Origin of the sequence: Microbispora sitophila, assembly GCF_014892245.1 — a bacterium.
GTDB classification, from domain to species: domain Bacteria; phylum Actinomycetota; class Actinomycetes; order Streptosporangiales; family Streptosporangiaceae; genus Microbispora; species Microbispora siamensis.
Genome location: NZ_JADBGC010000005.1, coordinates 346,074 through 360,723, shown reverse-complemented (window position 1 = coordinate 360,723; position 14,650 = coordinate 346,074). Strand labels below are relative to the sequence as shown.

Genomic DNA, 14,650 nt, shown 5'->3' with positions numbered 1-14,650 from the left:
GGCGCGACGGCTATGGAAACCCCTCTCACTCCGGCGGAACCCATGCTCTGGTCGGGCTGGGGCGATCCCGCCAAGGCCGCCGAGCTGCCCGCGCCGGTGCGCGACCTGCTGGCGGAACTCCTCGGCGTCCGGGCGCCCGCCACACCGGCGGCGACGTTCGGCGAGGTGCGGCTGCCGCCGGTGGCGCTGCCGCCGCCCGTCCTGGCCGCGCTGGCCGCGATCGTGGGGGACGAGCACGTGCGGGCCGACGACGACGCCCGTATCCGCCACACCCGCGGCAAGTCCACCCCCGACCTGCTGCTCATGCGCGCGGGGGACGCCTCGGACGCGCCCGACGCCGTCGTGCTCCCCGGCTCGCACGACGAGGTGGCCGCCGTGCTGCGCCTGTGCGCGGAGCACCGGGTGGCCGTGGTGCCGTTCGGCGGGGGCACCTCGGTGGTCGGCGGCCTCGTGGCGGCCCGGCAGGGCTTCACGGGTGTGGTCGCGCTCGACCTGGCCCGGCTCAACCGGCTCGTCTCCGTCGACCCCGTGTCCATGGTCGCCGAGCTGGAGCCGGGCCTGCGCGCGCCGCAGGCCGAGCAACTCCTCGCCGCGCACGGGCTGACGCTCGGGCACTTCCCGCAGTCGTACGAGTACGCGACGCTGGGCGGGTTCGCGGCGGCCCGGTCCAGCGGGCAGGCCTCGGCCGGGTACGGCAGGTTCGACGACATGGTCGCCGGCATGACCGTGGCGACGCCCCGGGGCACCCTGGAGATCGGCCGCGCGCCCAGGTCGGCCGCCGGGCCCGACCTGCGTCAGGTGTTCCTGGGCTCGGAGGGCGCCTTCGGGGTGATCACCTCGATGCGGCTGCGCGTCCGCCGGGCCCCGGCCGTCAGGACGTACGAGGGCTGGCGGTTCGACACCTTCGCCGAGGGCACGGCCGCCATGCGGCGGCTCGCGCAGCAGGAGGGCCCCCCGCCCACGGTGCTGAGGCTGTCGGACGAGACCGAGACCATGGTCGGGCTGGCGAAGCCCACCGACCTCGGCGCGGCCGGGCGCGACTCCGGCTGCCTGCTGGTGGCGGGCTTCGAGGGCTCCCCGGGCGACGTGGCGTACCGGCGGGACCGGGCCTCCGCCGCGCTGGTCGAGGCGGGCGGCGTGCACCTGGGGCCGGAGCCGGGGGACAAGTGGGCGCAGGGCCGGTTCTCCGCCCCCTACCTGCGCGACTCCCTGCTGGCCGCAGGGGCGACGGTGGAGACGCTGGAGACCGCGTGCTTCTGGTCGAACCTGCCGCGCCTGTACGACGCCGTACGGCTGGCCCTGCTCGGCGCGCTGGGCTCGCCGCTGGTCATGTGCCACATCTCCCACGTCTACGCCACGGGGGCCTCGCTGTACTTCACCGTGGTGACCGCGCAGACCGGCGATCCGCTCGGGCAGTGGGCGGCCGCCAAGCGCGCGGCGAACGAGGCGATCGTGCAGGCGGGTGGCACGATCTCGCATCACCACGGCGTCGGCCGCGACCACCGTGAGGCGTACGCCGCGGAGATCGGCGACCTGGGGGGCGAGATCCTGCGGGGGATCAAGGAACGGCTCGATCCCGCCGGGATCCTCAACCCGGGTGTGCTGTTGCCGTGAAATTGCCAAGATTGTTCCCATGGTCGATGTGGGCGCGGCCGCCGCGCGGGGGAAGCAGGTCTCGTCACGGGTCTCGCAGGCCGGAGCAGGCTGGGACTGCTCGCGGATCGGCACGTTCGACGCGCTGCGGCCCAACCGCAACTCCTTCACCTGGCTGAACCCCGCGACCCTGTGGCGGTCCCGCAACGAGGTCCTCGCCCAGTTGTTCGGCGACCCCTCGCCGCAGGTGCGCCGCCGCTGGGTGGCGGCCCAGCGCGACCGCAGCGTGGACGAGGACTTCCGCATCAGGCTCGACCTGGGGGAGGAGTTCTCGTTCCTGGTGCTCGGCGACACCGGCGAGGGCGACGCCTCGCAGTACGCGGTGGTGCCCGGGCTGCTCAAGCTCGGCGCGGACACCGCGTTCGCCGTCATCGCGAGCGACGTGATCTACCCGACCGGCTCGGGCAACGAGTACTGCGACAAGTTCTTCCGGCCCTACAAGGACTACCCGGCCCCGATCTTCGCCGTGCCCGGCAACCATGACTGGTACGACGGGCTCGGCGGCTTCATGCGGGTCTTCTGCGACGCCCACCCCCTGTCCGCCGAACAGCGCGGGTTCCGGTTGTCGCCGGACGGGCTGCGCGGGCTGCTGTGGAAGAAGCCGGAGACGATCGACGAGGACGCCCTCGCCGAGGCCAGGAAGATGCGGCCCAACCCGGGCCCGGCGCTGCCGGGGCCGTACTGGGTGATCGACACCGGCCGCCTGCTGCTCGTCGGCATCGACACCGGGATCAAGGGCACCCTCGACCGCGAGCAGGGCGAGTGGCTGCGCCGGGTCTCCGCCGACCCCCGGCCCAAGATTCTGATCACCGGTAAGCCGATCTACGTCAACAACGCCTACCACCCGTGCGAGATCGAGGGCGGCGGCACGGTGGACGACGTGGTCCGCGACCCCGCGCACAACTACGTCGCGGCCATCGGCGGCGACGTGCACAACTACCAGCGCTACCCGGTCCGGGCGGAGGGGCGGCTCATCCAGTACGTCGTCTCCGGAGGCGGCGGGGCGTTCATGCACGCCACGCACACCATTCCCCGGGTGGACGCCGGCGGCGTCCACGAGGACGACTTCAAGTGCTATCCGCTGCGCGGCGACTCGCTGTCGTTCTACAGCCTCCTCTACAGCAGGAGGCTGCGGCTGCGCGGGCTCTACATCACCCCCGAGGAGGGGCTGGCCCTGATGTCGCGGCAGATCGGCAACACCCCACCCCGGCCGACGCCGGGGGCGCCGATCGGCGCGCGGGTGAAGTGGGCGGCCCGGCTGCTCGGCGGCTGGCCGATGCCGTTCCGCCTGCCGGTGGGACGGGTCTTCCACCGGTACATCTCCGAACTGTCCGACTGGGACACCCCGCCCTTCTTCAAGAGCTTCCTCCACTTGTCGGTCACGGGGGACACGCTCCGGCTGCGCTGCTTCGCCGCCACGGGCTGCCTGCCCCAGGAGGAGGAGCCCCCCCTGGAGGACGAGGTCGAGATCCCGCTCTGACCTGCCGGGAGCGGGTGGGGAAATGTCGGCGCCGCCTGGCACGCTGGTGGGGTGCACGTTGTGGTGGCGGCCGACCCCGAGGGGGGCGGCACCGTGCAGCCCCTCGGCGGGCCGGCGAGCCGGGTCTCCGATCTCGCGGCGGCCGTGCGCGCGCTGGAGGCCGCCGAGCGGCCCCGCTGGGTGTGGGCCGACGCGCGCCGCGTCTACCCGGCGCTCCTGTCCGCCGGCGTACGGCTGTCGCGCTGCCACGACGTCGCGCTCACCGAGAACCTGCTGCTGGCGGCAGACGGGCGCTACGGGGAGCCCAGACTGGTCCAGGCGGCCTACGCGCGCCTGCGCGGCCTCCCCGTGCCCGACGACCCCCACGAGGCCTCAGACGCGCATCAGGCGGGCGGCACGCAGGCGAGCCTGTTCGACCCGGCGCCGCCGGGGCACGGCGTGCCCGAGACCGACATGGTCGCCGAGGTGTTCGAGGACCAGCGCCGCCGCGTCGCGCGCACACCCGATCCCGGGCGGTTCCGCCTGCTCGTCGCCGCCGAGTCGGCCGGTGCGCTCATCGCCGCGGAGATGGCCCACGACGGCATGCCCTGGCGCGAGGACGTCCACGACGCGCTGCTGACCGACCTGCTCGGGCCCCGCCCCGCCCACGGAATGCGGCCCGCGAAGCTCCAGGCCCTGGCCGACGAGGTGTCGGCCGCCTTCGGCCACCTGGTCAATCCCGACTCCCCGCAGCAGATCGTCCGGGCGTTCAAGACCGCGGGGATCGAGATTCCGTCCACCCGCTCCCACGTGCTGAAGACCGTCGACCACCCGGCCGTCGCGCCGCTGCTGGCGTACAAGGAACTGGCCCGTCTGTTCAGCTTCCACGGCTGGACCTGGGCCGCGCAGTGGGTCAGCGGCGACCGCTTCCGGCCCGAGTACGTCGTGGGCGGGGTGGTGAGCGGCCGGTGGGCCACCAGCGGCGGCGGCGCGCTGCAGATCCCCAAGGTCATGCGCAGGGTCGTGATGGCCGACGACGGCTGGACGCTCGTGGTCGCCGACGCCGCGCAGCTCGAACCCCGGGTGCTGGCCGCGCTGTCCGGAGACCGGGGGCTCGCGCGGGCGGCCGGGGAGATCGACCTGTACGCCGCGCTGGCCCAGGCGTTCGGCGGGGTCCGCGAGTCGGCCAAGATCGCCATGCTGTCCGCGATGTACGGCGGGACCAGCGGCGACGCCTCCAAGCTGCTGGCCGTGATGCGGCAGCGGTTCCCCAAGGCGTACGCGTTCGTGGAGGACGCGGCCCGCGCGGGGGAGGAGGGGCGGCTGGTCCGCTCGTGGCTGGGCCGCACGTGCCCGCCCCCGTCCGAGCGATGGCGGCGCCTGGTGGCCGGTCCGGAAGGAGCCAGGGCGGCCAGGGACAGGGGGAGGTTCACCCGAAACTTCGTCGTGCAGGCCACGGCGGCCGAGTGGGCGCTGACGCTCCTCGCGGTGCTGCGCGGGCTGCTGCCCGACTCCGCCCGGCTGGTGTTCTTCCAGCACGACGAGGTGATGGTGCACTGCCCGCTCGACGTGGCGGACGAGGTCCGCGAGGCCGTCGGCCGCGCGGCGGACGAGGCGACCCGGCTGCTGTTCGGCGACACCACGGTCCGTTTCCCGATGGAGGCGGTGGCCGTCACCTGCTACGCCGACGCCAAGTGACAAGGGGGGCCGGACGCCTTCGGCTCAGGGGGCCGGACGTCACTTCCTGGTGATGAGAGCGGCCAGCAGCAGAGCCGGCGCTCCGAGGACGGCGAGGAGCACCAGGAGCGCCACGGCGGCGGCGGTGACGTTCCGGGCGTCGGAGGAGGGCGCCGCTCCGACGCCGAACACGGTGTCGTCGCCGGAGCACGTCACTTTGTAGGTGTCCGTCTTCGGCGGGCGGATCTCGTAGAGCAGCCGCCACTTGGTGTCGCCCGTGGTGAACGGCCGGTAGCTCGCCGCCGGCCGGGTGAGCCTGACGTTCCGCCCGCGGCCGTTCTCGACTTCGCAGCGCGGATCGGGCGACGCGCCGGAGACGTAGATCGCCGGCTTCAGCGTGGGATTCAGCGCGACGGTCAGCGCGGAACCGTCGGCGGAAATCCTCCTCGGCGTGGCGGAGATGCCCATGCCGACCTCGCACACGGCGGCGACGGTCACGAGGAGTCCGCAGAGGACCGCCCAGGCGCGCGTGGTCCGCCGCAGCCAGGCGGGGTACCGCCTGGGCCGCCGTCGTCCGGGTGCGTGACGCACCGGCGGCGCGTACGGCCTCGCCGGGCGGCGCGCGGGTCCCGCCGGGTAGGGAGCGGGGCGAGAATACGGAGGGCCCGGCACAGGAAAGGCCGGCCGCGGCCCGGGTGTGATGGTCAGCGGGGCTGGTCCGCCGCCCGCCCGGGGAGCCCCGGGCGGGCCGGCCATGTACGGCTGCGGCGCCCCCGCCGTCCCCGGGCCGGACGGGCCGGACGCCACCGCGCCGGGCCCGTCGGACGGCAGCGAGCGCGGCGTCTCGGGTGACGCGGTGAAGGCGCGTGTCGGGGCGACGCGCGTACGCACCGCCTGCGCCACGCTCGGGGGGAGCCACCTGCCCTGCTGGATGGGCGAGGCGAAGTCACGGCCGCTGCCGGCGAGTTCGTTCAGCACGGCCGACACGGTCGGCCGCCCTTCGGGTTCCTTGGTCAGGCACCGTGCGACCAGCGTCCGCACCGTGGGCGGCAGCGCGTCGAGGGCGGGCTCCTCGTGCACGATGCGATACCACAGCCCCTGCCAGGACCCCTGTCCGAACGGCCCGGTGCCCGTCGCGGCGAACGCGAGCACCAGCCCCAGGCAGAACACGTCGCTCGCCGGTCCGACCCGGGCGCCCTTGAGCTGCTCCGGGGACATGAACCCGGGGGATCCCATGGTGATGCCGGTCTTCGTCAGCGAGCCGCCCTCGGCGGCCAGGGAGATGCCGAAGTCGATGACGCGGGGGCCGTCGTCGGCCAGCAGCACGTTCGACGGCTTGAGGTCCCGGTGGACGACCCCGGCCGCGTGGATCGACTCCAGCGCCTCGGCCAGCCCCGCGGCCAGGGCCAGAACGGACTCCTCCGGCCAGGGCCCGTGCTCGTCCACGGCGTCTTCCAGCGACATTCCGGGCACGTACGCGGTGGCGAGCCACGGCGGCGACCCCTGTGGGTCGGCGTCGACTACTCCGGCCGTGAAGAAGCCGTTGACCTTGCGGGCCGTGGCGACCTCGCGGTCGAACCTGCGGCGGAAATCGGCGTCGCCGGCCAGCTCGGGCCGCACGACCTTCACCGCGACGGCCCGCCCGCTCCGCGAACGCCCGAGATACACGCGGCCCATCCCGCCCTCACCCAGGCGTGCCTCGATCCGGAAGGGCCCCACCTGCCGCGGATCGTCCTCCCGCAGCGTCTCGAAGGTCCGCATCCTCGGCGTCAGGCGGGGCGGAAGGTGCTCCAGAGGGCCTGCCGTACCGGTGCGGCGGACTCGTTCCAGTCGAAGTCGGGCGAGGCGAACATGATCGCGTAGGCGCGCTCGCCCGTCTCCAGGTAGCGGATGACCGCGTGGACGGTGACCTCGCTGGTGTTGGTGTAGGTGTACTCCCAGTCGGCCGCGGGGTAGCGGTAGTCCACCTGGCGCAGCTGGACCTGTGTGTAGTCGGTGAAGTCCTTGATGTCCAGGTTCTGCTCGGCGGACCGCAGCGCCGCCAGGCTGCCGTCGGGAATCCTCTTGATCGTGATGCTCTGCCCGCTGTCCTTCGGGCCCGTGAGCCTGACGACCCCGTCGTCGGTCGCGGCTGTCCAGTCCTTCCGTACCGCCAAGGACACCCCGCCCTCGGTCAGCAGGCGGTAGCCCTCGGGCACGCGTACGGCCGACAGCGGGCGCGCGGTCGGCGCGGCGGCGCCGGTGGGCGCGAGGGTGGCGCCCGACCTGCCGTCCTGCTGGGAGACCACGGCCTCGTCCGGGCCGCTCGGCAGCAGCACGAACACGATCGCGACGATCACCGCGACCACGGCCGCGGCGGCGACGGCGAGCAGGAGCTTCGACCGGCCCTCGCCGTCGGGGACCGTGTCGGCCCGATCCTTGCGCCTGCGCCCCGCCCGGGGCCGGTGCGCGCCCGTGGCGTCCTCGGGCGCGGAGTCACCGGCCTGCGGTGAGACGGCCGCGGGTGAGACGGCCCCCGCGGCGGCGGCCTGCAGGGGCGCCGCGTGCTGCGGTCCCGTCTGCTGGGGCCGCGCGCGCTGCCCGGGCCGGTGCGGCGGCTGCGGCGTTCCGCCCAGGTCGCCGGGCATGTCGCCCGGCGCGGGCGTCGGCCACATGGCCTCCTTCGGCCGCTCCGGCGCGTGCGTCGACCCCGAGGGGGACGACAGCGGGTCGAAGCCCGTGCCGAAGGAAGGGGTCTGCCCGAAGGCGTTCACGGGCCCGAACGCGCCCGGAGGCTCGTACGCCGGGTCGCCGGCACGGGGCTCCGCGGGACGGGGAGCGGCGGCGCCGGGCGGGGTCGCCCCGGCCGCGGGCAGGCTCTCCGCCGTGAGCGGCACGCGGACCGGGCCCGAGGGCGTCTCGATGATGCGCGAGGGCAGCGGCCCCGAGGGGATGTCGAGCGGCGGCAGCAGCCCCGCGGGCGTGGAGTCCTGCGGGGTCGGCACCGACGTCGGCGTGCCGGCGCGGCCCGGCAGCCCCGCGCCGTGGCTGTGCAGCACCCGCTCCAGCATCTCCGCGACCTGCGCGGCCGGAAGCCGGTCGGCCGGGTTCTTGCGGAGCAGGCCCTCGATGACCGGCAGCAGCGCGCCCGCCCGGCGCGGCCGGTTGGGCTCCTGCGTCAGCACCGCGCCGAGCACGGCGACCGCGTCCGGCCCCTCGTACGGCGGGCGGCCCTCCACGGCGGCGTACAGCGTCGCGCCGAAGGACCACAGGTCGGCGGCGTGGGTGATCGGGCGGCCCTGCAGGCGCTCCGGCGGGATGTAGGCGGGCGAGCCCATGAGCAGCCCGGTCTGGGTGATCGTGACGTCGCCCTCGATCGCGGCGATGCCGAAGTCGGTGAGCACCACGCGGTCGGCGGTGAGCAGCACGTTGCCGGGCTTCACGTCCCGGTGGAGGATGCCGGCGGCGTGGGCGTGCCGCAGCGCGTCGAGCACCCGGATGCCGATCTCGGCGGCCTGCACGACCGGCAGCGGCCCACTCTGCCGTACGGCCTGCTCGAGCGACCAGGCGCGGACGAGCTCCATGACGATCCACGGCCGCCCGTCCTCCTCGACGACGTCGTGGACGGTGACGATGCCGGGGTGGCTGAGCCGCGCGGCCGAGCGCGCCTCGCGCAGCATGCGCCGGTGGGCGGTCTGCGCGCCGGCGTTGTCGAGCCCGAACGGCAGGAGCAGTTCCTTGACCGCGACGTCCCGGTCCAGCAGCACGTCGTGGGCGTGCCAGACCATCCCCATGCCGCCGCGGCCCACCGGGGACAGCAGCCGGTAGCGCCGGCCGACGAGACGTCCCTGCCCTTCGGGGGCGCCTCCCGCGGGGACGCGGCCCACAGGTCCCTGACCCTCTGGCATAGGGGGGACCATACCGAGCAGGCGATCGGTCGTCATAGATAAGGTCCCCAATTCACGCTCGCTCCGCAAGATCCCCCGAACGGACCGTGCGAATTGCATCGGATATCTGAGGTTGACGACGATATTACGGTCTGATGACGGTCAAAGGGAATTCATCCGTCGGCCAGCGCGTCGAGCGCGGCCGTGAAGGCCTCGGCCGGCGGGCTGACCAGACCCGCTCCCACCTGCCCGGTTCCGGCGATCCTGCCCGCGATTCCGGTGTTCACGACGGGCAGCAGACCGGTCCTGGCCACGAGCGCGACGTCGATGCCCGCCGGCGTGCCGCGGAAGCCCAGCCCCGGGATCTGGTACGCCGGGTGCTCGGCCATGGTGATCTCGTACATCGAGGTCGTGGCCGCCACCGCGTCGGACACCTCGCCGCCGACGAACCGGACGATCGCGGGGGCCGCCGCCATGGCGAAGCCGCCGAGGCCCGCCGTCTCGGTGATCGTGGAGTCGCCGATGTCGGGGTTGGCGTCATCCGGGCCGTACCCGCCGAGGTACAGGCCGTCGGGCACGCCGGCGGGGCCGGTGAACCACCGGTCGCCGAGGCCCGACACCTGTATTCCGAAATCGGTTCCATTGCGCGCCATCGCCACGACCAGGCTCGATCCGGGCACCCCGCGCGCCGCGTCGGCGCTGACTTTCGCCGCCGCCATTCCCGCGTTCAGGAAGAAATGATCATTTCCATTGATGAATCGCAGCACCTCGGCCGCGCGGTCCGGGGCCGCCTCCACGACCGCGGGCGCGATCTCGCGGACCAGCAGGGACGTCGCGGCGCGGTTGCGGTTGTGCAGCTCGTCGCCCATCTGCAGCGCCTGGGCGATGAGCGTGCGCAGATCGAGGGGGCCGCACCGCTCCAGCGCCGCCGCCAGCACCGGCCCGAGCACCTCGCCCATCCAGCGCAGCCGCTCGATCACCTCGGGCCCGTACGCGCCGTAGCGCAGCACCTTGCCCAGCCCCTCGTTCAGCGAGCAGTAGGCCGTGCCGCCGTGCTCGGCGTCGGCGACCTCCAGCATCCACATGGACGGGCTGACCACCCCCGCCATGGGGCCGACCGTGCGGTGGTGGTGGCAGGAGTCGAGGCTGATCCCCGCGCCGGAGGCCAGGCGGTCCTCCGCCTCCTCGGGGGTGGCCGCCAGGCCCTCGAACAGCATCGCCCCGACGAGGGCCCCCCGCATCGGGCCGGAGGCCCGTTCCCAGGTGATCGGCGGACCGGCGTGGAAGAACTCCCCGGCCACCAGGCCGAGGACCTCGCGCGCCGGACGTACGCCGGTCAGCATGGGCCGGGCCGACAGCATCCTCCCGACGGCGGCCGCGTTGGCGCTCTCGCGCCGGGGGTCGGCCAGCACCCGCGCGAGGGCCCCGGAGGCGCCCGGCAGCGGCGGCCGCCAGTCGACCTCCCGCCGCGGCACGGCCTGCCGGTCCAGCGCCTCGCCCAGCACCTGCGCGCCCACGGTGATGACGCGCGGCTCGCCGTACAGCATGGAGAGGGTCATCGGGCTCCGATCGGGGTCGGCGCGGCCACGCCCGTCACCCGCCCGCCAGGAGGCGGGCGTGCCGGGCGGCCGCGGCGTTGGAGGTGAAGACCGCCGCCCCGGCCTCGTTCAGCCGGGCGGCCTGGGCGCGCAGCCCCTGCGGGTCGCCGTCGGTGCCGACGACGGCCACGACCACGTCGACACCCCTGGCCACCGCGTCGCGGATCGCGGGCGCGAGCCAGGAGGACGGGTCGGGGTCGGCGCCGTGGCCGAGCACGACGTCCATCAGCACGACGCCGGAGGCGACGCCGCGCAACGCCTCCAGGCGCAGCGCCGGGTCGATCATGGGATGGGCGCGGCCCCGGGTGTAGGAGTCGTCGCCGAAGTCGGTGAACTCGCCGGCGCCCGCGGCCAGGGCCGCCTCCGCACACAGCGTGCCGCCGGCGTAGAGCCCCCGCAGGGCCCCCGCCGTGTTCGGCCGGTTCATGGGGGCGGGCCAGGACGGCCACTCGGGCACGTCGCGGCCGAGGGCCCGCAGCACCTTCTCCGCGGCGGTGGTCAGGTCGTCCTGCCCCGGACCGAGCAGCGCGGCGACGACCGGCGTCGCCAGGTCGAGGTCCCGTACGGCACGGGCCACCTCGGGGGCGGGGGGCTTGGAGACCAGCACGATCAGCTCGGTCGCGGGGTCCTCGTCGAGCGCGCGCAGCGCCTGCACGGCCGAGCGCCCGCCCACCTCGGCGGACAGGTCCCTGCCGCCCACGCCGAGCACGTGGGACACGCCGACGCCGGCGAGGTCGAGCAGGCTCGTCACCTGCTGGGCGCCGGTCCCCGAGGCGGCCACGACGCCGACGGGCCCGGGGCGCAGGACGTTGGCGAAACCCAGGCCCGCCCCGCCCACGACCGCGGTGCCGCAGTCGGGCCCCATCACGAGCACGCCCTTGACCCGCGCCCGGTCCTTGAGCAGGATCTCCTGCTCCACCGGCATGTTGTCACTGAAGATCATCACCGAGAGCCCGGCCTCCACGGCGTCGAGCGCCTCGGCGAAGGCGTGCTCGCCCGGCACGCTCACCAGGGCCAGGCTCGCCTCGAAGGCCCGCGCCGCCGACCGGGTCGTGCGCGGCGGCGCCTCGCCCCGCGTCCCGCTCGCCGGCGCCCGTGCGGCGAGCTGACGCTCCAGTTCGGCGGCGGCGTCCTCCAGCTCCGCCGCGGTGGCGGCCCGGACCGCCACCAGCAGGTCGCCGGGCGTCGCGGGCGGAACCGCGAAGCCGAGATCGCGGGCGAGGCCCAGGTTGAGCTCGGTGGCCATCGCGACGACGGCGACGGTCACTCCGGGGCGGTCGGTGAGCGCCCGGCTCACCCGCATCAGCGTCACGGAGTCGCGGTAGACCCCGGGGCGCACCTCGACCAGGTCGTTCACAGGGTCGTTCACTGGCCCTCCCGATGGGCGAGGACGGCGGACAGGCCGATCTGCACCCCCCACGCCAGGTCGGCGCCCGAAGTGTGGCCGAGGCGGAGCAGGCGGTGCACGGCGGGCTCCAGCGGCTGGTGCCCAACCACGCCGCGCAGCACCCCGGTGACCTCCGGGCTCGCCTCGCCCCTCGCGGCGCAGTGCAGCAGGGTGGCCGAGATGGGCGTTGTCCGGGTGCGGGCGTCGTAGGTGACCGCCGCGGCGAGCCAGTCGGCCAGCCAGACGGCGCGCGGCGCCCCCGCCGCCGCGCCGAGGTGCCGCAGCGCGACCAGCAGGCCGGCGAGCATATCGTCGCCGCTGGGCGTCAGCCCCGGGCCGAGGCCGATCAGCCGCTCGGCCGCGGTGATGCTCTCCACCAGCGAACCGGCCCGGCAGCCGCGCTCGAGCAGCGCGGGGGCGCCGTCCGGGTCCAGTCCCGGACGCCGGGGCGAGGCCGCGCGGGCACGGCCGAGCAGGCCGAGGGCGGGCGCGAGCCGTACGGGGTCGGCGGGGCCAAGCGGGGGAGCGGGATCCCACCAGCGGCGCACGCAGATCGACACGCCGCCGACCTCGACGGCGCCCTCGCCGACCCAGGCGTCGTCGCCCGCCGACACTCCGGCGAGGCGTTCCGGCAGCACCACGGCGTTGGGCAGGCGGGTGGCCTCGCCCGTCACCACCGCGACGACGTGCGGCTCGGCCTCGCTCCTGATCTCCAGGTAGAGCGCGAGGGGAAAGACCGCGAGCACCCTGGCCGGGCGGCGGGGCGCCTCGAGCGCGGGCCGTACGGCCACGCTCGCGGCGCCGCTCACGTAGGTCGGGGCCGCCGGGGGGCGGGACGCGGGCGTCGTCGCCCGCCGCCCTCTCGGGCGCGTGCCAACACTCACCGGACCTCCCGAAGCCAGTCGTTGCCGACGCTAAGGCCCGGTCTCCCCCCTCCGTACGGAGAAAGATGCCAACAGTCGGCCGAATGCTTGGCTCTTCCTGACAGGACCGTGGTCGGGCACAATCGGCCTGAGACGTCCCCGGAGCGGCCCGCGTAGCGAACGAGGAGGGTGAGCGACCACTGACTCGAGGGCGTCGCGACCCCCCGGTGACGGCATTCTCGGAGACGGCATTGCAGAACGACCCGGCCCCGCCCGCCATGCGCCTGGCGAGCACGGGAACGATCCTCCACGGCGTGTCGGTGGGCGAGGTGCTGGGGGTCTCGACGCTGGCGGACGCCCGCCTGATCGCGGGACGGAGCGGCCTCGACCGCATCGTGCAGCGCCTCAACGTGATGGAGGTGCCCGACATCCTCGCCTGGGTGAAGCCGCACGAGCTGCTGCTCACCACGGGCTACCCGCTGCGCAACACGCCGCAGTCGCTCGACCGGCTCGTGGCCGACCTGGACGAGCGGGGCCTCGCCGCCCTGGCGATCAAGCTCGGCCGCTATCTGGACGAGCTCCCGGGGGAGATGGTCGAGCAGGCCGACCGGCTGGGCTTCCCGCTGATCCTGCTGCCCAACGACGTGGGCTTCGACGACATCCTCAACCAGGTGCTCACCGACATCCTCAACCGGCAGGCGGCGATCCTCGCCCGTACGGAGGAGGCGCACCGGGCGCTCGTGCAGATCGTGCTGGCCGGGGGTGGGATGCGGGAGGTCACGGCGGAGGTGGCCGGGCTGCTGCAGGTGGCGGTGGGGGCGACCGACGCCGCCGGTCATCTCCTCGCGGCTGCCGGCGAGTCCGCGCAGGTGGCGCGGCTGCGGGAGATCAACGCGGCCCTCCTGCGCACCCCGGCGGCTACGCCCGCGGCCGGCGACGGGCACTACGCGGCGGTGCCGATCGTCGCGGGCGGGCACCACCACGGGAGGATCGCGGCCTACAGTGCCAACGGCACGCTGACCCCCAGCGACATCGGCATCCTGGAGCGCGCCGCGACCGTCGCCGCGCTGGTGATCACCAAGCAGGAGGCGGTCACCGCCGTCGAGAGCAAATACCGCGCCGACTTCCTGCGCGACGTGCTCACCGGCAGGGGCGGGCTGCGGGTGGCCGAGCGCGCCCAGGCGTTCGGCTGGGACCTGGAGCGCCCGGTGAGCGTGCTGGTCGCCGAGATCGACCCGGACGCCGAGGAACGACCGGTCCAGGACCGCATGCTGGCGGCGTGGCAGGCGTCGGTGCGCAAGCACGACCCGCGCGGTGCGATCGCGGGCTTCTCCCACGAGGTCGTGGCGATCGTCGGGGCGGCGGCCGACCCGGCCAAGGTGGCCAGGGACGCGCTCGCCGCCGTCTCCGACGGCACGTTCTCCACCGGCCTCAGCCGGGTCGCCTCCGGCGTGGACGCCCTGCCCGGCGCGTACGGCCAGGCGCTGAAGGCCGCCCGGGTGGGTCGCCAGCTCCACGGGGCGGGCGCGGTCGCCCACTTCGACGAGCTGGGGGTCTACCGGCTGCTGTCGCTGGTGAACGACACCGACGAGCTGCACGCCTTCGTCCGCGAGACCCTGGGCCCGCTGGCGGGGGACGACGACGCGGAGAACGCCGACCTGCGCCGCACCCTGCAGGCGCTGCTGGAGACCAACCTCAACGTCGCCGAGACCGCGCGCCGCCTGCACTTCCACTACAACACCCTGCGCTACCGGATCGGGAAGCTGGAGCGCATGCTGGGCAACTTCACCGAGGACGCGCACCTGCGGCTCAACCTCACCCTCGCCCTGCACGTCCTGCGCATGAGGGGCATCTAGGCTGACGGCGTGAACGACGCGAAGGCCCCAGCGATCACCTTCGAGCTGGACGGCGACTACATCCCGCTCTGCGATCTCCTCAAGTTCTGCCAGATCACCGACAGCGGCGGCGCGGCCAAGCACCTCATCGCGGAGGGCCGGGTGCGCGTCGACGGACGTGTGGAGCTGCGCAAGGCCTGCAAAATCCGGGCGGGCCAGGTCGTCACCGGCGAGGGGTACACGATCCGTGTGGTATGACGCCCAAGAGCTCGCCGGTTTGGCAGATCATGCCCATGTTTGTCGCGCACGCCA

General features: G+C 74.5%; 10 protein-coding genes. 5 read left to right on the top strand and 5 right to left on the bottom strand.

All coding sequences use genetic code 11. The features are described 5' to 3' along the window. Positions 1–12 precede the first annotated feature (12 nt). From IL992_RS11760 to IL992_RS11750, 3 genes are read left to right on the top strand one after another with little or no spacing between them, the layout of a single operon-like run. Positions 13–1,614 (top strand): FAD-binding oxidoreductase, encoded by a 1,602-nt coding sequence (locus tag IL992_RS11760; protein WP_226872721.1) that lies wholly within the window; start codon positions 13–15, stop codon positions 1,612–1,614. Between the two features lie 19 nt (positions 1,615–1,633). Next, positions 1,634–3,133, top strand: a complete 1,500-nt coding sequence (locus IL992_RS11755; protein ID WP_193203350.1) for a metallophosphoesterase family protein — start codon at positions 1,634–1,636, stop codon at positions 3,131–3,133. Between the two features lie 51 nt (positions 3,134–3,184). After that, positions 3,185–4,810 carry a bifunctional 3'-5' exonuclease/DNA polymerase gene (locus IL992_RS11750; protein ID WP_193203349.1) on the top strand — a complete coding sequence of 542 codons (1,626 nt, stop codon included), beginning with the start codon at positions 3,185–3,187 and terminating at the stop codon, positions 4,808–4,810. A gap of 39 nt (positions 4,811–4,849) precedes the next feature. On the opposite strand, the gene IL992_RS11745 is transcribed toward IL992_RS11750, so the two are convergent. From IL992_RS11745 to IL992_RS48300, 5 genes are all read right to left on the bottom strand, one after another. Further along, entirely contained in the window at positions 4,850–6,550 is a 1,701-nt protein-coding gene (locus IL992_RS11745) for a serine/threonine protein kinase (RefSeq protein WP_226872720.1), read from the bottom strand. Between the two features lie 8 nt (positions 6,551–6,558). Beyond that, positions 6,559–8,676, bottom strand: coding sequence for a serine/threonine-protein kinase (locus IL992_RS46085; RefSeq protein WP_226872719.1), 2,118 nt, complete (start codon positions 8,674–8,676; stop codon positions 6,559–6,561). A gap of 152 nt (positions 8,677–8,828) precedes the next feature. Beyond that, positions 8,829–10,214, bottom strand: a complete 1,386-nt coding sequence (locus IL992_RS11735) for a YlbE family protein (protein WP_193203348.1) — start codon at positions 10,212–10,214, stop codon at positions 8,829–8,831. 34 nt (positions 10,215–10,248) lie between these two features. Beyond that, positions 10,249–11,622: an FdrA family protein gene (locus tag IL992_RS11730; protein WP_319018491.1), complete on the bottom strand. Its 1,374-nt coding sequence runs from the start codon at positions 11,620–11,622 to the stop codon at positions 10,249–10,251. After that, a complete protein-coding gene (locus IL992_RS48300) occupies positions 11,619–12,524 on the bottom strand; it encodes a DUF2877 domain-containing protein (protein WP_193203347.1) in 906 nt (301 codons plus the stop codon). The genes IL992_RS11730 and IL992_RS48300 overlap by 4 nt, the downstream gene beginning before the upstream one ends. A gap of 257 nt (positions 12,525–12,781) precedes the next feature. Here IL992_RS48300 and IL992_RS11720 point away from each other — a divergent pair, with 257 nt between their 5' ends. Continuing rightward, positions 12,782–14,359 carry a PucR family transcriptional regulator gene (locus IL992_RS11720; RefSeq protein ID WP_193203438.1) on the top strand — a complete coding sequence of 526 codons (1,578 nt, stop codon included), beginning with the start codon at positions 12,782–12,784 and terminating at the stop codon, positions 14,357–14,359. A 9-nt stretch (positions 14,360–14,368) separates the two neighbouring features. Beyond that, entirely contained in the window at positions 14,369–14,596 is a 228-nt protein-coding gene (locus IL992_RS11715) for an RNA-binding S4 domain-containing protein (protein ID WP_239108187.1), read from the top strand. Positions 14,597–14,650: the final 54 nt, after the last annotated feature.